Annotated in this window: 21 protein-coding genes; 10 read left to right on the top strand and 11 right to left on the bottom strand. The window is 69.8% G+C overall.

Annotated elements, in window-relative coordinates; all coding sequences use genetic code 11:
• Nucleotides 1-115: 115 nt before the first annotated feature.
• The 5 genes from U742_RS0104465 to U742_RS0104485 all read left to right on the top strand — a co-directional run bounded on the left by U742_RS0104465 (nucleotide 116) and on the right by U742_RS0104485 (nucleotide 4,139).
• Nucleotides 116-1,312: a PA0069 family radical SAM protein gene (locus tag U742_RS0104465; RefSeq protein ID WP_029350452.1), complete on the top strand. Its 1,197-nt coding sequence runs from the start codon at nucleotides 116-118 to the stop codon at nucleotides 1,310-1,312.
• A 2-nt stretch (nucleotides 1,313-1,314) separates the two neighbouring features.
• Entirely contained in the window at nucleotides 1,315-1,791 is a 477-nt protein-coding gene (locus U742_RS0104470) for a VOC family protein (protein WP_051660860.1), read from the top strand.
• A 154-nt stretch (nucleotides 1,792-1,945) separates the two neighbouring features.
• Complete coding sequence (locus U742_RS0104475; RefSeq protein WP_248310257.1) at nucleotides 1,946-3,274, top strand: RBBP9/YdeN family alpha/beta hydrolase; 1,329 nt, start codon at nucleotides 1,946-1,948, stop codon at nucleotides 3,272-3,274.
• Between the two features lie 10 nt (nucleotides 3,275-3,284).
• Entirely contained in the window at nucleotides 3,285-3,872 is a 588-nt protein-coding gene (locus tag U742_RS0104480) for a protein-S-isoprenylcysteine O-methyltransferase (RefSeq protein WP_029350458.1), read from the top strand.
• Between the two features lie 15 nt (nucleotides 3,873-3,887).
• Complete coding sequence (locus U742_RS0104485; RefSeq protein ID WP_029350460.1) at nucleotides 3,888-4,139, top strand: DUF1272 domain-containing protein; 252 nt, start codon at nucleotides 3,888-3,890, stop codon at nucleotides 4,137-4,139.
• Here U742_RS0104485 and U742_RS0104490 read toward each other — a convergent pair.
• From U742_RS0104490 to U742_RS0104500, 3 genes are all read right to left on the bottom strand, one after another.
• A complete protein-coding gene (locus U742_RS0104490) occupies nucleotides 4,105-4,566 on the bottom strand; it encodes a DUF1284 domain-containing protein (protein ID WP_029350463.1) in 462 nt (153 codons plus the stop codon). The two genes, U742_RS0104485 and U742_RS0104490, sit on opposite strands and share 35 nt — an antisense overlap.
• A 23-nt stretch (nucleotides 4,567-4,589) precedes the next feature.
• Nucleotides 4,590-4,835, bottom strand: coding sequence for an exodeoxyribonuclease VII small subunit (locus U742_RS0104495; protein ID WP_029350465.1), 246 nt, complete (start codon nucleotides 4,833-4,835; stop codon nucleotides 4,590-4,592).
• A 93-nt stretch (nucleotides 4,836-4,928) separates the two neighbouring features.
• The gene (locus tag U742_RS0104500; RefSeq protein ID WP_029350467.1) at nucleotides 4,929-5,858 is read right to left on the bottom strand and encodes a histone deacetylase family protein; all 930 of its coding nucleotides are present in this window, start codon (nucleotides 5,856-5,858) and stop codon (nucleotides 4,929-4,931) included.
• A 237-nt stretch (nucleotides 5,859-6,095) separates the two neighbouring features.
• Between U742_RS0104500 and U742_RS0104505 the strand changes: the two genes are divergently transcribed.
• Together U742_RS0104505 and U742_RS0104510 are read left to right on the top strand one after the other, a co-directional pair.
• Nucleotides 6,096-7,097: an L-threonylcarbamoyladenylate synthase gene (locus tag U742_RS0104505; protein WP_248310258.1), complete on the top strand. Its 1,002-nt coding sequence runs from the start codon at nucleotides 6,096-6,098 to the stop codon at nucleotides 7,095-7,097.
• A gap of 147 nt (nucleotides 7,098-7,244) precedes the next feature.
• Entirely contained in the window at nucleotides 7,245-8,447 is a 1,203-nt protein-coding gene (locus tag U742_RS0104510) for a cell wall hydrolase (RefSeq protein WP_081852822.1), read from the top strand.
• Between the two features lie 649 nt (nucleotides 8,448-9,096).
• Here the strand turns inward: U742_RS0104510 and U742_RS0104515 are convergent.
• From U742_RS0104515 to U742_RS0104540, 6 genes are all read right to left on the bottom strand, one after another.
• Nucleotides 9,097-9,579 (bottom strand): F0F1 ATP synthase subunit B family protein, encoded by a 483-nt coding sequence (locus tag U742_RS0104515; protein WP_029350474.1) that lies wholly within the window; start codon nucleotides 9,577-9,579, stop codon nucleotides 9,097-9,099.
• A gap of 10 nt (nucleotides 9,580-9,589) precedes the next feature.
• Nucleotides 9,590-10,222, bottom strand: coding sequence for a F0F1 ATP synthase subunit B (locus U742_RS0104520; protein WP_029350476.1), 633 nt, complete (start codon nucleotides 10,220-10,222; stop codon nucleotides 9,590-9,592).
• A gap of 74 nt (nucleotides 10,223-10,296) precedes the next feature.
• Complete coding sequence (locus U742_RS0104525) at nucleotides 10,297-10,524, bottom strand: F0F1 ATP synthase subunit C (protein WP_029350478.1); 228 nt, start codon at nucleotides 10,522-10,524, stop codon at nucleotides 10,297-10,299.
• 67 nt (nucleotides 10,525-10,591) lie between these two features.
• Entirely contained in the window at nucleotides 10,592-11,341 is a 750-nt protein-coding gene (locus tag U742_RS0104530; protein WP_197028199.1) for a F0F1 ATP synthase subunit A, read from the bottom strand.
• A gap of 165 nt (nucleotides 11,342-11,506) precedes the next feature.
• Nucleotides 11,507-11,887 (bottom strand): AtpZ/AtpI family protein, encoded by a 381-nt coding sequence (locus U742_RS0104535; RefSeq protein WP_029350482.1) that lies wholly within the window; start codon nucleotides 11,885-11,887, stop codon nucleotides 11,507-11,509.
• A 271-nt stretch (nucleotides 11,888-12,158) separates the two neighbouring features.
• Complete coding sequence (locus tag U742_RS0104540; RefSeq protein WP_029350484.1) at nucleotides 12,159-15,614, bottom strand: chromosome segregation SMC family protein; 3,456 nt, start codon at nucleotides 15,612-15,614, stop codon at nucleotides 12,159-12,161.
• A 284-nt stretch (nucleotides 15,615-15,898) separates the two neighbouring features.
• Between U742_RS0104540 and U742_RS0104545 the strand changes: the two genes are divergently transcribed.
• Nucleotides 15,899-16,546: a methyltransferase family protein gene (locus tag U742_RS0104545; protein ID WP_197028169.1), complete on the top strand. Its 648-nt coding sequence runs from the start codon at nucleotides 15,899-15,901 to the stop codon at nucleotides 16,544-16,546.
• A gap of 21 nt (nucleotides 16,547-16,567) precedes the next feature.
• Here U742_RS0104545 and U742_RS0104550 read toward each other — a convergent pair whose 3' ends face one another.
• On the bottom strand, nucleotides 16,568-17,653 hold the full coding sequence (locus U742_RS0104550; RefSeq protein ID WP_156034125.1) for an FUSC family protein: 1,086 nt from the start codon (nucleotides 17,651-17,653) through the stop codon (nucleotides 16,568-16,570).
• Between the two features lie 112 nt (nucleotides 17,654-17,765).
• Here U742_RS0104550 and U742_RS0104555 point away from each other — a divergent pair, with 112 nt between their 5' ends.
• Nucleotides 17,766-18,932 (top strand): site-specific DNA-methyltransferase, encoded by a 1,167-nt coding sequence (locus U742_RS0104555; protein WP_029350491.1) that lies wholly within the window; start codon nucleotides 17,766-17,768, stop codon nucleotides 18,930-18,932.
• A gap of 34 nt (nucleotides 18,933-18,966) precedes the next feature.
• A complete protein-coding gene (locus U742_RS0104560) occupies nucleotides 18,967-19,572 on the top strand; it encodes a glutathione S-transferase family protein (RefSeq protein WP_029350493.1) in 606 nt (201 codons plus the stop codon).
• Between the two features lie 60 nt (nucleotides 19,573-19,632).
• Here U742_RS0104560 and U742_RS0104565 read toward each other — a convergent pair whose 3' ends face one another.
• Entirely contained in the window at nucleotides 19,633-19,821 is a 189-nt protein-coding gene (locus tag U742_RS0104565; RefSeq protein ID WP_029350495.1) for a CsbD family protein, read from the bottom strand.
• Nucleotides 19,822-19,829 lie beyond the last annotated feature (8 nt).

The raw sequence follows: 19,829 nt of genomic DNA on the forward strand, positions 1-19,829 counted from the left end.
TTCTAGGTGTGAGGGCATGATGCAGGGTCCTCGAAATGAAGCGCCGATCGGAGGCGGTCCGGCGGATCTGACGCAGGGGCAGATCCGCGCCCCGCGCTCGAAGCGCGAGCGCATCATGGGCCGCCTCGCCGAGGAGCGCGCCAGCGAGGAGCGGCGCGAGAGGGAACAGGCGGCGCGCGACGTCTCGGCGCTTTCCGACGCCGGAGACCCTACCGCCGACGCGCCGCTGCCGCGCGCGGTTGACGGCGAGCGCCGGCGCGGGCGCGGCGCGCTCTCCAACGCCGCCGGCCGCTTCGAGCCGCAGGCCCGCGAGGCCTTTGACGACGGCTGGCAGAGCCTCGACGAGCTGCCGCCCTTCCGCACCAGCGTGACGGTGGAGCGGGCGCGCACCATCATCAACCGCAACGATTCGCCCGATGTCGGCTTCGACCGCTCGATCAATCCCTACCGGGGATGCGAGCATGGCTGCGTCTACTGCTTCGCCCGCCCGACCCACGCCTATCAGGGCTTGTCCGCCGGCCTCGATTTCGAGACGCGGCTTTTCGCCAAGCCGGATGCGCCCGAACTGCTGGTGAAGGAGCTCTCGAAGCCCGGCTACGAGCCGCGCACCATCGCGCTCGGCATCAACACCGACAGCTATCAGCCGATCGAGCGCGAATGGCGCCTGACGCGGCGCATTCTGGAGGTGCTGCGCGACTTCGGCCATCCGGTCGGCATCGTGACGAAGTCGGCGCTGATATTGCGCGACCTCGACATACTCGCCCCCATGGCCGAGCGCGGCCTCGTCAAGGTCGCGCTTTCCATAACCTCGCTGGACCACAAGCTCGCCCGCACCATGGAGCCGCGCGCCGCCACGCCCATGCGCCGCATCGAGACGGTGCGGCGGCTGAGCGAGGCCGGCGTGCCGACGGCGGTGCTGGTGGCGCCGGTGGTGCCCGCGATCAACGACGCCGAGATCGAGCGCATCCTCGACGCGGCCGCTGCGGCGGGCGCCAGCGAGGCTGGCTACGTCATGCTGCGCCTGCCGCTCGAGATCCGCGACCTGTTCAGGGAATGGCTGCTCGCCAACTATCCGGACCGCTATCGTCATGTCCTGTCGCTGGTGAAGGAACTGCACGGCGGCAAGGAATATGATTCCACTTTCGGCCAGCGCATGACCGGCTCCGGCCCCTATGCCTGGACCATCGGCCGGCGCTTCGAGATCGCGGTCGAGCGGCTTGGCCTCAATCGCCGGCAGAACCGGCTGACGACGCGGCATTTCAAGCGACCGGCGCCACGCGGCGAGCAATTGTCGCTGTTTGGGGAGGAATGAACATGGCACATGCGCAGATCGCGGGAGAGGGCGCGCCGCACCCCGCAGCAGCGGGGTTGCATCTGTCGCTGGTGACGCTCGGCGTCGATGATCTTCAGCGCTCCATCGCCTTCTACGAGGCGCTCGGCCTGCCGCGCCGGCTGAAGGCGGCGGAGGGCGTCGCGTTCTTCGAGGCCGGCTGCGTCGTCCTCGCGCTCTATCCGCGCCACCAGCTCGCCGCCGATGCGGGCGTGCTGAACGGCAGGATGGGAGCCTTCGGCGGCATCGTGCTCTCCTGCAACAGGCCGGACCGGGAGGCGGTGGATTCGACCATCGCCGCCGTGATCGCCGCCGGCGGGAAGGCGCTGCGCGCCGCCGACACGGTCTTCTGGGGCGGCTATGTCGGCTATGTCGCCGATCCCGACGGTCATCCCTGGGAGATCGCCTACAACCCCGATTTCGGGCTCGATCCCGATGGGCGCCTGCGCGTGCCGGCCTGAGGCGGAATCGCCGATTTCCGGGGCGCTGCGCACGAGCGCCGACGATGACGACGCCCTTGGCATCTTCCGGCGAGCGGCCGGAGATGTGTGGAGACCGAGGGGGCGGCGCCGATCAGCATTGGCGCGCCGCCCGCGCATCCGATAGAACCGCCGCATGAGCGCGCAGGCGTTGGATTCGGGGGCGGAAACCGGGGGAACGCAGGCGGAAGGCGACGCCGGCGGGCGCCGGCTCGTGCTGCTGCTGCCGGGCCATGATCCGACCGACATGGGCTACCACCACGGCCGCTTCGCCTATCAGGCCGGGCTGTTCGGCAAATTGTGGAACTGCCGCGTCGACGTGTCCGGCCGGCTCGACGACGGCGTGGAGACCTCCGCCCGCTGGCACATCGACGCCGAGGGGCCGAACTGGCGGCAGCAGACCGACTACGAGATCCTGCGCTGGGACGACATCGTCGTCGCCTTCGACGAGCGGCCGGACATCGTGCGCCTGTCCCGCGGCGTCGCCGCGCTCATCGATTTCCTGATCACCGGCACGGCCTGGCGCTATTTCCGCGCCTGCATCCGCTATGGCCTGTTCTTCCTGTTCCCGCTCGCGGTGATCCTGCTGTTCGCTGCGGCTGGTGTGCTTGCGGGAGGGCTGGCCGGGAGTCTCTTCGCATCGCTCCCCGGAATGCTACAGGGTCAACTCTTTTTACCAGCGCTGTCGGAACTGCTGCCGAAGCTGGTTGCGCTCGTCGTCGGTATCGCGGCGTTCCTCATCCTGTTCCGCTGGCCCGGCCGGCGCTGGCGGCTGCACCAGTCGCTCGACGACTGGGACCTCGCCCGCGCCTATATGTATGGCCGCATGCCGGAGCTGGAGGAGCGGCTCGAGCGTTTTGCCGCGCTGGTCGCCGCCCGGCTCGATTCCGGCAGATATGACGAGGTGCTCCTCGTCGGCCACAGCCTCGGTGCGACGCTGGTGCTCGGCGTGCTGGAGCGCCTCGCGGTCCGGATGCCTGAGGCCGGCCGCGCCGGCACGCGCCTCTGCCTTCTGACCTGCGGCGCCACCATCCCGAAGCTCGCATTGCACCCTGCCGGAGCCGGCGTGCGCGAGGCGGCCAGCCGCATCGCCGCTCTGCCCGGGCTTTCCTGGATCGAGTACCAGGCGCGCCACGACGCCATCAACTTCTACAAGTTCGATCCGGTTCGCCTCTGCCGCGCGGGGCTCGACGAGCCGGCGGGCGCGCGCCGGCCGCTGCTGCGCAACGCCAACATCAAGAGCATGCTCTCCTACGAGAAGCTGCGGCGGCTGCGCTGGGAGATGATGCGCCTGCACTACCAGTTCCTGCTCGCGAACGAGAAGCGTGCGGCCTACGACTATTTCATGTTCGCGCTCGGCCCGGTGCCCTTCGCGGTGATCGCCGCCGGCCTTGGCGGCGCCCCCGCGCATTTCGCGGCCGATGGCTCCCTGCTGCCCCAGACCGCGCCTGTCGCGGCGTCCTGAACGAGGCTCCATGAACCTTCTGCTCGCCGCCAAGATCGTCTGGGCCGTCGGCGTCGTCGGCTGGTACGTTATCCGCATTCCCTTCGAGCGGAAGGTGAAGCGCGAGAAGGTGGTCGATGCCCGCCACCGTGTGCGCGAGCTGGTCCTGCTCTCCTGCTCGACCTGCGGGCTCGGCATCGTGCCGCTGCTGTGGGCGACCTCGCGCGTCTTCAACTTCGCCAACTACCCCTATTCGGCGGTTCAGCTCGTCCTCGGCGCGCTCACCTTCGCTTTCGCGCTCTGGCTGTTCCGCCGCACCCACAAGGACCTCGGCAAGAACTGGTCGGTGACGCTGGAGATCAAGGACAGCCACAAGCTGATCACCGGCGGCGTCTACCGCTATGTCCGCCACCCGATGTATTCGGCCTTCTTCCTGTGGGCGCTGGCGCAGTTGATCCTCATCCCCAACTGGATCGCCGGTCCGGCCGGCCTCATAGGCTTCGGCATCCTCTACGCCTTCCGCGTCGGGCGGGAAGAGGCGATGATGCTCGACACCTTCGGCGACGAATACCGGGCCTACATGGCCCGCACCGCCCGCATCGTGCCGGGCATCTATTGAGACGAGGAGCGATGCATGCTGGAGCTGAGGCCGGGCTGCGAGTGCTGCGATCGCGATCTCCCGCCGCAGTCGCATGAAGCGATGATCTGCACCTTCGAATGCACCTTCTGCTTCGATTGCACGCGCGACCTGCTCGGCGGCGTCTGCCCGAACTGCTCGGGCGAGCTGGAGCGCCGGCCGATCCGCCCGGCGGCGGCGCTCGCTCGGCACCCGGCCTCGGCGAAGCGGGTGTTCAATCCGGATTGCGCGGCGCGCAAGGCGGGCTGACCGCCCCTTCGCCCGTCAGCCTCGCCCCGCGGAAGCCGTCGGCGGCGATGGCGTCGCACAGCCCCGTCCACTGGCAGCCTGTGCAGGCGGCGCGGAGCGTCCCGTCAGCGAACGCCGCGCGCATCGCGGCGAGGCGGCCGGCGGAGAAACGAAGTATCGTGCCGACGGCAAGGCCATCGCCAAAGAGATGCGCCAGCGCCCCGCGGGCGGTGGCGTCGCGGATGGCGACGCTGTCGTTCAGGCAGTGATGCCCGCCATCAAGCATCGGCGCGCAGATATCGTCCGGTCCCTCGACCAGCTCGGCGGGCTCGCCGGCATCGAGCCGGGCGACGATGCGGTCGTAATTGGCGACGAAGGCCGGCGAATAGCCCTTGCCGACATAGGTTAGCAGGCAGAGCAGGTGATGCGGGCGCAGCCGGATCGACATGGGCGCCTCCGGCCGGGCGCGGCTCACTCGCCGTCGAGCGGCACGGTGCCCGCCGGCTTGCCGTCGGCGCCAAGCGTGATCTTCTCCACCCGCGCCTCGGCATCCTTGAGCAGCGCGTCGCAGCGGGCTTTGAGCGCCTCGCCGCGCGCGTAGAGCGTGATCGATTCCTCGAGCGGGACGTTGCCGCCCTCGAGCTTGCCGACGATCTCCTCGAGCTCGGCCAGCGCCTTCTCGAAGCTCAGCGTGTTGACGTCCGCCGCATCGGCCATGGCACCCTCCCGAGTCGCTTCACCGCGCCCTTATAAACGGCAAGCGGGCTCGCGCGGCAACCCGATCCCCAGCCTGTTTCGCGTGGAAAGGCCTCAGCCCCGCATCAGCGCCAGCACATGCGCAGCGGCCGAACGCGCCAGCCCTTCGAGGTCGTAGCCGCCCTCCAGCACCGAGACGAGACGCCCGCCGCAATGCTTGTCGGCCACCTCCATCAGCTTCTTGGTGACCCAGGCATAGTCGGCCTCGAGCAGGTTGATGTTGGCGAGCGGGTCGCGGGTGTGAGCGTCGAAGCCGGCGGAGATGATGAGGAGCTCGGGCCCGAAGGCTTCCAGCCGCGGCAGGATGCGCCCCTCGAAGGCCTCCCTGAAGCGCTCGCCGGTGTCGCCGGCGCGCAGCGGCGCGTTGACGATGTTGTCGCTGGTGCCACGCTCGCCGACCGAGCCGGTGCCGGGAAACAGCGGCATCTCGTGGGTGGAGGCGTAGAGCACGCTCGGGTCAGACCAGAAGATCTCCTGCGTACCGTTGCCGTGGTGCACGTCGAAATCGACGATGGCGACGCGCCCGATGCCGTGCACCTTCTGGGCGTGGCGCGCGGCGATGGCGACATTGTTGAACAGGCAGAAGCCCATCGGAGTGCGGGTCTCGGCATGGTGGCCCGGCGGGCGCATCGAGACGAAGGCGTTCGCCGCCTTGCCGGCCAGCACCTCGTCGACCGCCAGCACCGAGCCGCCGACGCCGCGCGAAATGGCCTCCCCGGTGCCGGGCGACATCACGGTGTCGCCGTCGATCCGCACCAAGCCCTCGTTGGGCATCGCCTCGTTGAGCGCGTCGACATAGTCGGCGGGATGCACGCGGATGATGTCGTCGCGTTCCCCGAGCGGCGCCTGTTCGCGCGCCAGCGTCGCGAACTGCTCCTGCTCGAACACCCGGTTGAGCGCGCGTACGCGGTCCGGCCGTTCCGGGTGGCCCATCGGCGTGAGGTGGTCGAGGCAGGCGTCGTGACTGATGAGGAGGGTCGGCATGTCGTTCCTTGGCGGTCCCTGATCTTGTTGCCGCGCCTGGTTTCCGCGCGGTTTCTGATTGGCTCGACGGCCGACCTTATGTCAGCCCCGTGATGCAGGCCAGCGCCTCCCGGCGCTGCGTTAGGCGAATATTGATGCCTGCATATGAGCATCTGCGCCACCCGCCGCCACCCTGCCGCCTTGACCTCGCCACGTGCCCCGCCTATCGACCCCGGCGTCAGATTGGAGAGACGTGACGTGTCGGCCCTCGCCAAGGATGAACGCAACACCCTGTGCCTGCCGGCCGATGCGGCCGGCATCGCCGAGGCCGCGCGCGTGCTGGCGGCCGGCGGCCTCGTCGCTCTGCCGACCGAGACGGTCTATGGCCTCGCCTGTGACGCCTCCAATCCGCGTGCGGTCGCCCGGCTCTATGCCGCCAAGGGCCGGCCGAGCTTCAATCCGCTGATCGCCCATGTTCCGGATTTCGAGGCGGCGAAGCGGGTCGGGCATTTCAACGGGACGGCGGCGCGGCTGGCCGAGCGGTTCTGGCCGGGACCGATGACGCTGGTGGTTCCGGCGGTCGAGGGCGCGGTGTGCGACCTCGCCCGCGCCGGTCTGCCGAGCGTCGCGATACGGGTGCCGGGCCATGACGTGGCGCGCGCCGTGCTCGCCGCCGTCGGCCGGCCGGTGGCAGCGCCGAGCGCCAACCGTTCCGGCCATGTCTCGCCGACGACCCCCGCTCATGTGCTGGCGGACCTCGACGGCATTATCGATCTCGTGCTCGACGCGGGACCGTGCATGGTCGGCGTCGAATCGACCATCCTCGACTGCACCGGCGAGGAGGTGCGTCTGCTGCGCCCGGGTGGGCTGCCGCGTGCGGCGGTCGAAGCGCTGCTCGGACATCCGCTGATGCGCCGCCCCGCCGGCCGGCAGGCGCGGGAAGAGGCGCCGCTGGCGCCGGGCATGCTCGCCTCGCACTACGCGCCGGCCGTTCCCGTGCGGCTGAATGCTGTCTCGGTCGCGCCCGGAGAGGCGGTGCTCGGATTCGGCGGCGTGAGGCCGGCGGGCAGCGAGCATGCGGTCGCGTGGCTCGATCTCAGCCCGTCCGGCGACCTCATCGAGGCGGCGGCCAACCTTTTCGCCCATCTGCGCCGGCTGGACGAGAGCGGCGCCCGGGCGATCGCCGTGGTTCCGATCCCCACGGAGGGGCTCGGCGAGGCGATCGCCGACCGCCTGGCCCGCGCCGCCGCGCCGCGCTGACGCCTCCGGCCGCGCGGCATGAATCTCCCCGTTAACCGCCGCGCAAGGTTAATGCGCGACAACCATGATGCTTCGCATTCGAGGCATTGCCTGTGATCGGCGTGTCACGGATCGGATCCTTTGTTCCTGTTGCGTAGGCGTTGCGTCATGCGTGTCTCACGTCGGCGTCGGCGGCTCGGCGTCTTCACAGCGCTTCTCCTGCCGCTGACCGCCGGCGTGAGTACGACCATCGGCCAGCAGGATCTCGCCGGCCTGCTGGCGCATCAGCCGGGCGTCACCGAGCGTGCCCGCGTCGTGCTGCTGGGCGGCCCGCTGCGGGCACTGAAGACCGCGACCTTCGCCTGGCCCTCGGCTGGTCAGGGACCTCTCGGCTCTCCCATCACCGAACCGCCCAATGTCGAGCTCGGTATCAGCGTGAATCGCTCCGCCAAGGCGGACCGGCTGCCGCTCGCGGTGAAGATTCCCGCCGGGCCGCCCGGGGAAACGCTGGCGGGTCCCGCCTCCGAGGCGGCGGCTGCCGGTGATGCTGGAACCGCAACCGATCCCACCGATACGGATGAGAACCTGGTCGCCAGCTTCGACGGCGGCGATCCGACGGGCGATCCGTCCGAGTTCGAGGATGGCGCCGATGACGCCGACGCGCCGGAGCAGGAACTCGTCGAATCCGACGGCACGCAGAGCGTCGGCACCCTGCCGGCGGGAGAGGCCGCGCTGACGCTTGAGGAGAGCGTCGCGCTCGCCGCGCCGGCGGATGGCGCCGGGCTGAAGCCGATCTACAACGAGGCCGCCTTCATCTTCGGCGCCGATCCGAGCGCACTGCCGCCCCAGCCCTTCTTCCACGCCGAGGCGGGCGGCACGACGGTCGCCGCCAAGGGCGAGGTGACAGGCGAGGGGGCCGAGCCGTCAAGCCCCGCGGAGCGCCTCGGCCTCGACGGCAAACGCCTGGCGCGGGCGCAGAAGTGCCTGGCGGAAGCGGTCTATTTCGAAAGCCGGGGCGAGCCCTATCGGGGCCAGGTCGGGGTGGCGCAGGTGGTGGTGAACCGCGTCTTCTCCGGCTATTACCCGGCCGATGTCTGCCGCGCGGTCTACCAGAACGCCAACCGTAAGCTCGGCTGCCAGTTCACCTTTGCCTGCGACAATGTCCGCGACGTGGTGACCGAGCCGGAACTGTGGAAGCAGGCGCAGCGCATCGCCGGCGACATGCTCGACGGCCGCATCTGGGACGACAAGGTTGGCAAGGCGACGCACTACCACGCGTCCTATGTCCGCCCGCGCTGGGTGCGCGAGATGCGCAAGCTGGACCGCATCGGCGAGCACACCTTCTACCGCCCTCGCCGCTGGTCGAGCTGAGCGGGGGGAGCAGGAGCGGTATTTCCCCAAGGCCTTCGACATCGTCATCCCGGACGGCCGCAGGCCGATCCGGGATCGCCATCCATGTCGGCACGCGATCCCGGCTCTCCGGCTACGCCTGCGGCCGGAATGTCAGCGTGATGCGAGGCGGGGACGAATTCCGGGATCATGGGCGTGAGGCGGGCCCGCGCCGTCGAACGCCGCCGCCAAATCCCCCGTTGTTCTCAGAGCCTGACCGATAAATCGCTTCCCCCCGGCAGGGAGAGGTGGCCCGCGAAGCGGGTCGGTGAGGGGGAACACCATCGGGATACCGGGAAGGTCCCTCACCCCAACCCTCTCCCCGCCGGGGAGGGAGAAAAACCGTCGTTACGCCCCCCAATATGCGATTTCGAGTCAGACTCTGAGGTGCGAGCGGAGCGAGCCGCGAAGGATGGTCGTCCTTGGCGCGCGAGGCGACGATACTTCGAGACCCGGCCGCTGGCCGGGCACCTCAGAATGACGGCGCGCATGGAGGGTACGATCTAATGCACCTCAGAACGGAGGATTAGGTCCACGGCTCGGTACAGGGCACCCGCAGAATTCCGCACACCAAACGAAAATGCCCGGCGCGAGGCCGGGCATTTCAAACTCATGATCGGGCGTCAGCGGCTCAGTTCAGCTTCGCCTTGACATCCTTCACCGCATTGGCGAGCACCCGCTCGGCGGTGTCGCCCACCACCTGCGCGGTCAGCAGGCCCTCGGCCGCCTTGGAGGCGACCTCGGCGGCAGCGGCGCGCACATCGGCGAGCGCTTGCGCCTCGGCCTGGGCGATCTTCTGCTCGGCCATCTTGGTGCGGCGGGTGATCAGGTCTTCGAGCTTCGTCTTGGACTCTGCAGCGAGGCGCTCCGCCTCGGTGCGCGCGGTGGTGATGATCGCCTCGGCCTCGGCCTCCGCCTCGCGCTGCTTGCGCTTGTACTCGGCGACCAGCTTCTGCGCCTCTTCCTTCAGCCGGCGGGCTTCCTCGAGCTCGGTACGGATGCGTTCGCCGCGCGCGTCGAGCTTGGAGGCGATGCCGGAGAAGGCGCCCATCTTGATGACGATCGCCATGAAGATGACGAAGGCGACCAGGACCCAGAATGTATCGGTACCCATGGCTCGGTCCTCAGCTCTTCAGGGCCTTGTCGACTTCCGCCTCGACCGCCTTGGCGTCGGGAGCAGTGCCGATGAGCTCGTTCACGATGGCGCCGGCGGTGTCGGCCGCGATGCCGCGCACATTCGCCATCGCCGCCGTCTTGGTGTCGCCGATCTGGCGTTCCGCCGCCGCCAGCTTCTCGGAAAGCTGCGCCTCCAGAGACTTGCGGCCGGCTTCCGCCTCGGCGGAAAGCTTGTCGCGCGTCTCGGTGGCGATGGTCTGCGCCTTGCCGCGCGCGCTCGCCAGCGCCTGCTCATAGGCCTTGGCGGCGGCTTCGCTCTCCGCCTTGTGCTTGCCCGCCTCCTCGAGATCGTCGGCGATGCGGTCGTGCCGTTCCTCGAGGATGGTGGCGATGCGCGGCAGCGCGATGCGGCTCATCAGCAGGTAGAGCAGCCCGAAGGCGATCGCCAGCCAGATGAGCTGCGAGGGAAAGGTCTGCGCATCGAACGGGGGGAAGTTCGAACCATGCGCCTCGCCGGGCGGGGTTGCGATCTCCACGCCGTGCGCATTCGCGGGCGGGGTGGTGCTGTCGCCAAACGACGATCCCCCGGACGTTTCGGCCTGGGCGATGACGAAGACGGCCGGACCGCTGGTCTCGGACATGGTTCAGGCTTCCTCGATGGGCAGGAAAGACCACGGGAGGCGGGCGGCCGGAGCCGGCCCGCCATACCCGGACATCAGACCACGAAGAGCAGGACCAGCGCGACGACCAGCGAGAAGATGCCGAGACCTTCCGCGAGCGCCGCACCGATGAAGGCGCGGGCGAACTGGCCGTCGGCCGCCGACGGGTTGCGCAGCGCGCCCGAGAGGAAGTTGCCGAAGATGTTACCGACGCCGATGCCGGCGAGGCCCATGCCGAGACAGGCGAGACCGGCGCCGAGGAACTTGGCGGCTTCCGCTTCCATGATCTTCTCCTATTGAATTCGCAAGTTGAGGCGTGTTGGTGGATTTCGTCCCTCGACGTCCGTCCGGTCAGTGGCCCGGGTGCAGCGCGTCGTTGAGATAGATGCAGGTCAGCACGGCGAACACATAGGCCTGCAGTGCGGCGACCAGGAATTCGAGGGCGGTGAGCGCGATCACCATGGCGAGCGGCAGCACGGCGCCGAACCAGCCGGCGAGGCCGGTCGCGGTCATCATCACGATGAAGCCGGCGAACACCTTCATCGCGATGTGGCCCGCCAGCATGTTGGCGAACAGGCGCAGCGAAAGGCTGATGGGGCGTGAGAGGAAGGAGATGAGCTCGATCACGACCATGAAGGGCAGCAGGAAGGCTGGCACGCCCGAAGGCACGAAGAGGTGCAGGAAATGCGTGCCGTGGCGGGCGAAGCCGTAGATGATGACCGTGCCGATGACGATCAGCGCCAGCGCGGCGGTGACGACGATGTGGCTCGTCACCGTGAAGGCGTAGGGGACCATGCCGATGAAGTTCGCGAACAGCACGAACATGAACAGCGAGAACACCAGCGGGAAGAACTTCATGCCCTCATTGCCGGCGGTCGAGCGCACGGTCGAGGCCACGAATTCGTAGGACATCTCCGCCAGCGACTGCAGGCGGCCGGGCACCAGGGTGCGGCCGCGCGTGGCGAAGGTCAGGAAGAAGAAGATCAGGGCGACGATGCCGAACATGAAGGCGGCGGAATTGGTGAAGGCCAGTTGCACGCCGCCCGGCGCGCCCATGTCCACGATCTTGTTGATCTGGAACTGATGGATCGGATCGATCACGCTTCCGCTGGCCATCGCCGGTCGCTGCCCTCGTCACTGGCGCCGTTGCGGCGCCCCTTCGTTCAACCGGCGCCTGATGGCGCCCGCCCCGTTCTGTTGACGCCGTTCGGCGTCCTCGTCACGCTCCGCCTTCGGCGGTGTCGTTGCCGCCTTGCGGCGGATTCGTCACTTGCCGCCCGGCGGCGGCTTGCGGCGGCCGGTCTCACCGGCGGCGCGCATCATGTTCATGATGCTCGCGCCGAAGCCGAGCAGCAGGAACACAATCAATCCCCAGGGCGACGTGCCGAAGACATAGTCGATGCCCCACCCCAGCCCAGCGCCGACCAGCACTCCCGCGACGAACTCGCTTCCGAGCCGGAACGCCAGCGTCAGGCCCGCGGAGGTCGAGCTCGAATCGGGAGGCGGCGATGCCTGTTCCGACTTGCGCTCGGCCCGCACCCGGTTCAGCGCGGAATCCAGCCCCCGGAGCCTGCCGGAGAGTTCGGCGTCGGTCGGCTCCGGTCCTGGCCCGCTCTTCTGGCCGTCCGTCGGTTTACGGTCGTCCATGATGTGCCAGCCCTGACCAGAGAAGGGTTTACCCCACCCCCGAAACCGGGCGCACCATAGTGTTCGCCCCATGGGGTGTCAAGGATGCGATCACATCTTTTAAAACATTGAAAATAAAGGAGAAAATGGGCAGGTGGACGCTCTGTCGCAGGCACTCCGGTAACCCCGCCGCACCAAGGTAAGCTGATCGCGTGGTTTTTGGCATACCAGGAGGACGCCGGGAATACGGCAAATGGCGCAGCCGCCGGCCGCGATGAGGCCTTCCGCAACGTCAGCCGGCCTGGCGCCAGTCCTCGGCGGTGGCGAGGTCCACCGAGACCAGCTTCGAGACGCCGCGCTCGGCCATCGTCACCCCGAACAGCCGGTTCATCCGGCTCATGGTAATCGGGTTGTGGGTGATGGTGACGAAGCGCGTCTCGGTGAGGCGGCGCATCTCGTCGAGCAGGTTGCAGAAGCGCTCGACATTGGCGTCGTCGAGCGGCGCGTCCACCTCGTCGAGCACGCAGATCGGCGCCGGATTGGTGAGGAACACGGCGAAGATCAGCGCCATAGCGGTCAGCGCCTGCTCGCCGCCGGAGAGCAGCGACAGCGATTGCGGCTTCTTGCCCGGCGGCTTGGCGATGATGTCGAGGCCGGCCTCCAGCGGGTCGTCCGAATCGGTGAGCACGAGCTGCGCCTCGCCGCCGCCGAACAGCGTGCCGAAGAGCTGGCGGAAATGCCCGTCCACTACCGCGAAGGAGGCCTGGAGCCGCTCGCGCGCCTCGCGGTTGAGGCTGGCGATGCCGTGGCGCAGCCGCTTGATCGCCTCGGTGAGATCGTCGCGTTCGGAGGTGAGGCCCTGCTGCTGGGTCTCGACCTCGGCGAGTTCCTCCTCGGCGCGCAGGTTCACCGCGCCGAGTCTTTCGCGCTCGCGCTTCAGCCGGTCGAGCTCGGCCTCCAGCGCGCCGGCTTCCGGCAGCGGCGCGTCCGGCTCCAGCGCGGCGATCTGGCGGGCGCTGTCCGGCGGGCCGTCGAGCATGTCGCCGATCTCGCGCACGAGGTCGGTGCGGCGCTGCCGGGCGGCTTCCAGCCGCGCCTCGGCACGGGCCGATTCCTCGCGGGCGCCGGCCAGCGCGTCGAGCGCGGCGCGCCCGGCCCGGTCGGCGTCGGCCTGCGCCGTCTCGGCGCTCGCCAGCCGGTCGGAGGCCTGCCGGCGGGCCTCCTCCGCCTTGGCAGTCTCGCTCAGAAGGGCGCGGCGGCGCTGCTCGAAGGCGGCGGGGGCGTCGTCGAGCTCGGCGCGTTCGATCGCAGCTTCCTCGCGCCGCGCCTCGATGGCGGCGAGCCGCTCGTCGGTGCCGCCGGCCCGCGCCTGCCAGGATGAGCGCTCGGCGGCGATCGCGGCAAGCCGGCGCAGCCGCTGCTCGCGCTCGCGGGAGAGCCCCTCCGCCGCCGCCCGCGCTTCCGCCACCGCGGCCCGGCCCTGGGCGACGCGGGTGCGGATCTCCGCCAGCAGCGCCTCGGAATCGGCGGCGGGTTCGAGGGCCTTGAGCGCCGCTTCCGCCTCGTCGCGGGCGATCGCCGTGGTCTCGAACTCGGCCTCGATGCGGATGCGCGAATCGGCGAGAGCGGCGAGCCTGGCCGCCTGCTCGGCGCTGGCGCGCTCGATGCGGGCGAGCTCGTCGCGGGCAAGGTCATGGGCGCGGGCAGCGGCGCGGCGGGCCTCGCGGGCGGCGTTCTCGCGTGAGCCGGCAGTGCGCAGCGCCACCTCGGCCGCCTCCAGCGTGCGACGCTGCGTTCCGACCTCGGCGCGGGCACCCTCCAATGCCGCCTCCACCTCGGCGAGGCGGTTGCGCTCGGCGAGACGGCGCGCGGCCGGCGTCGGCGCCTCGGCGGCGGCGGATAGTCCGTCCCAGCGCCACAAATCGCCCTCGCGGGAGACGAGGCGCTGCCCCGGCGCCAGCGATGCGGCCAGCCGCGCGCCGTCCTCGCGGGCGACCACGCCGATCTGCGCGAGGCGCCGGGCGAGCGCTGCGGGCGCCTCGACATGGCGGGCCAGCGGTTCGACGCCCACGGGCAATGCGGGGTCGACGCCGCTCGCCGGCAGCACGCCCCAATGCGCCGGAGCGGCGACGTCCGACGGCAGGTCGAGATCGTCGCCGAGCGCCGCGCCGAGCGCCGCCTCATAGCCGCGTGCCACGCGCACCGCGTCGATCACCGGCGGCCATTTCTTGCCCGCCCCGCTGTCGAACAGCTTGGCGAGGGTACGCGCTTCGGCGTCGAGCCGCTGCGCCTGCTTCTCCGCCTCGGCGAGAGGTCGGCGGGCCTGATCCAGCGCGGCGCGGGCAGCGCCATGCGCAGCCTCGGCCTCCAGCGCGTTGGCCTCGGCGGTCTCCAGCGCCTCCTGCGCCGCCTCGGCTGTGGCGCGTCGGGCGTCGAGGCTTCCGGCATCGACGCTGCGGGCGAGACTGCGCTCCTGCTCGGCGAGCCCGCCGAGCTCGCGCTCCAGCCGCGTGGCCCGCTCGGCCGCCTCGCGCAGGGAGCGTTCCAGCGCGCCGCGCCGCGCCGTCCGCTCGGCGCCGGTGGCGGTCGCTTCCGCGAAGGCGCGTTCGGCCTCGGTCAGCGTCTGCTCCGCCTCGGCCCGGCGGATCGCCGCCTCTTCCTCGTCCGCACCGGAATCGAGCTGGAGCGCCTCCAGCTCCTCCGCCTCCGCTGTCAGCCGCTCCAGCACCGAGGAGGCGTCGAGCGCTAGCGCGCGCTCGCGCTCGACGTCGCCGGCGAGCTGGGCGAGGCGCCGGTCGAGCTCGTCGCGCCGGGCGCTGGCGCGGGCCTCGTCGCGGTCGAGCTCGCCGCGCGCCAGCGTCAGGCGCTGCAGTGCCGCCGCTGCCGCCGCGTCGGCCTCGCGCAGGCCGGGAAGCTCATGGGCGGCGATGGCGGCAAGACGCGCCGTCTCGGCCTGCGCCCGCGTGCGCTCGGCGACCATGCGCACCGCGAGGTCGAGCGCCCGCTCGGCCTCGTTCACCGCGCCGGACGCTTCCAGCCAGCGCAGCCAGAGCAGCGTCGCCTCCGCCTTGCGGATGTCGCCGGACAGCGAGCGGTAGCGCGAGGCCTGCCGCGACTGGCGGCGCAGCGCGTCGAGCTGCGTGCCGATCTGGCCGATCACGTCCTCGAGGCGTGCGAGATTGGTCTCGGCACCGCGCAGGCGCATCTCCGCCTCGTTGCGCCGCGCATGCAGGCCGGCGACGCCCGCCGCCTCCTCGAGGATGCGCCGGCGGGCCGAGGGCTTGGCGCCGATCAGCTCGCCGATCTGCCCCTGCCGCACCATGGCCGGCGAGCGCGAGCCGGAGGAGGCGTCGGCAAACAGGATCTGCACGTCGCGGGCGCGCACCTCGCGCCCGTTGATGCGGTAGGCCGAGCCGGCCTCGCGCTCGATGCGGCGCGAGATCTCGAGCTGATCGGCGTCGTTGAACATCGCCGGCGCGGAGCGGTCCACATTGTCGACGAACAGCACCACCTCGGCGGAGTTGCGCGCCGGACGGGTGGTGGTGCCGCCGAAGATGACGTCGTCCATCCCCTCGGCGCGCATCGCCTTGTAGGAGTTCTCGCCCATCACCCAGCGCATCGCCTCGACGAGGTTCGACTTGCCGCAGCCGTTCGGACCCACGACGCCGGTGAGGCCGGGCTCGATCAGCATCTCGGTCGGCTCGACGAAGGTCTTGAAGCCGGTGAGGCGCAGGCGGGTGAATTTCATGGCTGAAGCGTGCCGTCCTCAAGCCACAAGTTCAAGTGGGTGCGTGCGATCGATCCACGACATGTTGGGGCTTTGCCCATGGTTTTCGGTGATTTCATCGACGTATTTCAGCTCCGACTGCTTTCCCCATCGCCACACGAGCCCGCAACCATGACGTTGCGTCATCGAACTATGGCCTAGGTCCGCGACACCGCGCCTGTGTGACAATCTGTTGACGAAGAGGCATATCTGCCCCTAGCCCTGCGTCATCCGGGGGGCGCCCACCGCTCGCCGAGTCCTGCTACATGAACGAAATGCCGCAGATCACCCGAAGGTCCAGCCTCGACATCGCCGCCGTTCAGAGCGTGCGCAAGCTCGTGCTCTACGCGCTCGGGGTTGTCGCATTCGCGGTGCTGCTGTTCAGCCACTCGCTCTGGCCGGAGACCGACCTCGGCCTGCACGAGAGCCTCGAGCATGTCGGGCGCGCCCTGCTGCTGGTGGCGATCGCCGGCCGCACCTGGTGCTCGCTCTATATCGGCGGTCGCAAGAAGGCGACGATCGTGGACCTCGGCCCCTATTCGGTGGTCCGCAACCCGCTCTACGTCTTCTCCTTCATCGGCGCGGCGGGCGCCGGCGCCCAATTCGGCAGCTTCACCGCGGCGCTGGCGGCGTTCTTCATCACATGGATCGTGTTCAGCATCGTGGTGCGCAAGGAAGAGCGCTTCCTGACCGAGACATTCGGCGAGACCTATCTCGCCTACAAGGCGCGTGTGCCGCGTTTCCTGCCGGATTTCCGGCTGTGGCGGAACGTCGACACGCTGGAGGTCCGCCCGCAACTCGTCGTGCGTACCTTCATCGATGCCTGCGTGTTCCTCGCCGCGATCCCGGTCGCCGAGGGCATCGAGATGCTGCAGGCCGACAGCTTCCTGCCGGTCATCTGGACGGTGCCGTAGGTAATCTGAGCGGAGCCGGGGCTAAGCCTTCGGACCGGGTGCCGGCTCGATCCGCGCGAACAGCCAGCGGAACAGCCAGTCGAGCAGCAGGGCCACCACCGCAAACCCGCACCCCACGGCGACGTCGACGGCCCGCGCCTCGATGTCCTGCGTCGCGCCGCCCACCGAGCCGGAGATCAGCTCGATCAGCAGGATGACGAAGGCGGTGAGCGCCGCCATGCCGAGCGCGCCGTGCAGTTGCTGCGCCGGCCAGCGCACCAGCGCCGCCAGCAGCATGCCGGCCAGCAACATCCAGTGCTGGGGGAAGGCGAGGCCGTAGGCCAGCGCTGCGCCGATGCCGAGCAGCGTGCCGCCCAGCATATCGCGCATCAGCCGGCCGCTCGACATCATGTCCGCCCGCAGCACGATGACGGTGACGATCAGCGTCCAGTAGGGCCGATGCAGGCCGAGGGCGGTGCTGGTCAGATAAGCGAGGGGGACGGCGATAGCGACCGCCGCCGCGAAGGAGCGCCGCTCGCGGGCGGTGACGCGCAACAGCGTCGACATCCCGGCGAGGAGGGGCGCCGTCGAGGGACGCGGCCCGCCCACCAGAACGTCCCAGGTGATCGAGACCAGCCAGGCATAGAGAACCGCCGCGGCGACGACGAGCACGTCGACCGGCGCCAGCGGCAGATAGAGCGCGCCGACCGCGACCGTCAGGCAGAGGAAGCGCGCCCCGACCGCATAGGTCTGGTGCAGGCTCTCGACCAGTGCGTAGATCACGCCGACCGCGGCAAAGCTCGCGATCACCAGCCCCTGATGGCCGGCGGCCAGCGTGCCGATGCCCGAGCCGACCAGCACCACCAGTCCGGCGCCGGCGAGCCAGCCGAGACGTGGCAGCGCCGGTCCGCCGGGATCGACGGTGAAGGCGAGGATGCCGGTGACGACGGCGAAGAGCAGCCAGCTCTGCAGCCCGATGGCGAGGCCGAAGGCGATCGGCCCGACGAGGATGGCGGCGAAGCGCACCGAACGCGCCGCCAGCCCGTCGCCATGCCAGGGATCGGGCGCCGTGGGGCTGGGCGCTTCGCGGCCGTGCGGTTCGGGGGCGCCGGTCTCCAAGGCTGGCATTCCTCTCCTGGCGTCTCTCTCTCCCGGACCGGGCCGCGCTTTACCCGCTCTTTACCCTAACCGGGAGACATTGTGGACGTGTTGTGTAGCGTTTGCGTTCCAGGATTGCCCCATGAAGGTCGTGCGTAATGCCGAGGCGGTCGCGCCTGCCCGCCGCTCCGGTTCCCGTCCCGACGAAAGCCTTCCCCTCGACATCGTCCTGCGCGGCGACTGCATCGCCGAGCTGGCGCGCCTGCCGGCGCGCTCGGTCGATCTCGTCTTCGCCGATCCGCCCTACAATCTCCAGCTCCAGGGCGATCTGAAGCGTCCCGACGACAGCCGGGTCGACGCGGTCGACGACGACTGGGACAAGTTCGAGAGCTTCGAGGCCTATGATGCCTTCACCCGCGCCTGGCTGCTCGCCGTGCGCCGGGTGCTTAAGCCGAACGGCACGCTGTGGGTGATCGGCTCCTACCACAACATCTTCCGCGTCGGCGCGCTGCTGCAGGACCTCAATTTCTGGATCCTCAACGACATCGTCTGGCGCAAGACCAACCCGATGCCGAACTTCCGCGGCCGGCGCTTCACCAATGCGCACGAGACGCTGATCTGGGCCGCGCGCGAGCCCGGCGCCCGTGGCTACGCCTTCAATTACGAGGCGCTCAAAGCTGGCAATGAGGACGTGCAGATGCGCTCCGATTGGCTGTTCCCGATCTGCTCGGGCGGCGAGCGGCTGAAGGACGGGGAGGGCCGCAAGGCGCACCCGACCCAGAAGCCGGAGGCGCTCATCGCCCGCATCCTCCTCGCATCGTCCAAGCCCGGCGACGTGGTGCTCGACCCCTTTCTCGGTTCCGGCACCACGGCTGCGGTGGCCAAGAAGCTGCGCCGGCATTTCGTCGGCATCGAGCGCGACGCCACTTATGCCGACGCCGCACTGGCGCGCATCGCCGCCGCCGAGCCGCTGCCGGAGGACGCGCTCGCCCCCGCGCCCTCAGCCCGCGAGGCGCCGCGCGTTGCCTTCGCCTCGCTGGTCGAGCGCGGACTGATCGCGCCGGGTACGCTGCTCACCTGTCCGCGCGCGCAGAACCGTGCACTGGTGCGTGCCGACGGCACGCTGTCGCTGGAGACCGCGCCCGGCCTCGGCCAGGTCGCCTCGATCCACCGCGCCGGCGCCATCGCTCAGGGGCTGGAGGCGTGCAACGGTTGGACCTACTGGCACATCGAGACCCGCGAGGGCCTCAGGCCCATCGACACGCTGCGCGCCGTGGTGCGCACCGAGATGTCGATGGCGGCGGAATAGACGGCGCATCGGCCGGTCCGAAGCGGAGCGACCCATGATCACGCTCTACGACATGCCGGAGTCCGGCAACAGCTACAAGGTCCGCCTGGCCGCGGCGCATCTCGGCCGGCCGCTCCGGCGGGTGAGGATGTCCTCGCGCGACGGCTCGACCCGCACGCCGGAATTCCTCGCCAGGAACCCCATCGGCAAGCTGCCGACCGTCGAGTTGGAAGACGGGCGCTGCCTCGCCGAATCCAATGCCATCATGCTGTACCTCGCTGAGGGCACGCCGCTCCTGCCCACCGACCGCTACGACCGGGCAAAGGCCTATGAATGGCTGTTCTTCGAACAGTACAGCCATGAGCCGGCCATCGCGGTGCGCCGCGCGCTGCTGACCTATGCCGAGCGGGCAGCGTTGGCGACGCCCGAGCGCATGGTGCAATTGCTGGAGGCCGGCAACAAGGCGCTGGGCGTGATGGAGGCGCGGCTCGCCGCCCATGACTGGCTGGCCGGGGACGCCTTCAGCGTCGCCGACATCGCGCTCTATGCCTATACGCACACGGCGGAGGAGGGCGGCTACGATCTCGCGCCCTTCCCGGCGGTGCGGGCTTGGCTGGCGCGCGTCGCCGCGCTGCCCGGCCATATCGGGCTGCTCGACTGAGCGATCACCCCGCCCGGGAACGAGGCGACTTCGCAGCAGCCTCGTTCGTCGGGGCCGGCGTCAGAGATTGGCGGCCTTCTTGATGGCGGTCTTGGCCTTGCCCATCGCCTGCTGGCCCTCGCCCTTGAGCTCCTGCGCCTTGCCCTTGGCCTGAAGCTTCTTCGAGCCGGTCATCTTGCCGAGGCCCTGCTTGGCGTTGCCCATGGCTTCGTTGGTGAGGCCCTTGGCCTTGTCGGCGGTGCTACCCATCGTCGTGT

The sequence above is a fragment of the Allobosea sp. 117 genome (assembly GCF_000702305.1).
GTDB lineage: Bacteria > Pseudomonadota > Alphaproteobacteria > Rhizobiales > Xanthobacteraceae > Ancylobacter.

Bases quoted from the DNA above. Each gene is read 5' to 3' on its own strand.
- U742_RS0104500 (WP_029350467.1), bottom strand. From the start codon at position 5,858: ATGCCGACCCTCCTCATCAGTCACGACGCCTGCCTCGACCACCTCACG.
- U742_RS0104485 (WP_029350460.1), top strand. From the start codon at position 3,888: ATGCTGGAGCTGAGGCCGGGCTGCGAGTGCTGCGATCGCGATCTCCCG.
- U742_RS0104550 (WP_156034125.1), bottom strand. From the start codon at position 17,653: ATGCCAGCCTTGGAGACCGGCGCCCCCGAACCGCACGGCCGCGAAGCG.
- U742_RS0104475 (WP_248310257.1), top strand. From the start codon at position 1,946: ATGAGCGCGCAGGCGTTGGATTCGGGGGCGGAAACCGGGGGAACGCAG.
- U742_RS0104515 (WP_029350474.1), bottom strand. From the start codon at position 9,579: ATGGGTACCGATACATTCTGGGTCCTGGTCGCCTTCGTCATCTTCATG.
- U742_RS0104540 (WP_029350484.1), bottom strand. From the start codon at position 15,614: ATGAAATTCACCCGCCTGCGCCTCACCGGCTTCAAGACCTTCGTCGAG.
- U742_RS0104490 (WP_029350463.1), bottom strand. From the start codon at position 4,566: ATGTCGATCCGGCTGCGCCCGCATCACCTGCTCTGCCTGCTAACCTAT.
- U742_RS0104510 (WP_081852822.1), top strand. From the start codon at position 7,245: ATGCGTGTCTCACGTCGGCGTCGGCGGCTCGGCGTCTTCACAGCGCTT.
- U742_RS0104560 (WP_029350493.1), top strand. From the start codon at position 18,967: ATGATCACGCTCTACGACATGCCGGAGTCCGGCAACAGCTACAAGGTC.
- U742_RS0104480 (WP_029350458.1), top strand. From the start codon at position 3,285: ATGAACCTTCTGCTCGCCGCCAAGATCGTCTGGGCCGTCGGCGTCGTC.
- U742_RS0104535 (WP_029350482.1), bottom strand. From the start codon at position 11,887: ATGGACGACCGTAAACCGACGGACGGCCAGAAGAGCGGGCCAGGACCG.
- U742_RS0104495 (WP_029350465.1), bottom strand. From the start codon at position 4,835: ATGGCCGATGCGGCGGACGTCAACACGCTGAGCTTCGAGAAGGCGCTG.
- U742_RS0104470 (WP_051660860.1), top strand. From the start codon at position 1,315: ATGGCACATGCGCAGATCGCGGGAGAGGGCGCGCCGCACCCCGCAGCA.
- U742_RS0104565 (WP_029350495.1), bottom strand. From the start codon at position 19,821: ATGGGTAGCACCGCCGACAAGGCCAAGGGCCTCACCAACGAAGCCATG.
- U742_RS0104545 (WP_197028169.1), top strand. From the start codon at position 15,899: ATGAACGAAATGCCGCAGATCACCCGAAGGTCCAGCCTCGACATCGCC.
- U742_RS0104555 (WP_029350491.1), top strand. From the start codon at position 17,766: ATGAAGGTCGTGCGTAATGCCGAGGCGGTCGCGCCTGCCCGCCGCTCC.
- U742_RS0104520 (WP_029350476.1), bottom strand. From the start codon at position 10,222: ATGTCCGAGACCAGCGGTCCGGCCGTCTTCGTCATCGCCCAGGCCGAA.
- U742_RS0104525 (WP_029350478.1), bottom strand. From the start codon at position 10,524: ATGGAAGCGGAAGCCGCCAAGTTCCTCGGCGCCGGTCTCGCCTGTCTC.
- U742_RS0104465 (WP_029350452.1), top strand. From the start codon at position 116: ATGGGCCGCCTCGCCGAGGAGCGCGCCAGCGAGGAGCGGCGCGAGAGG.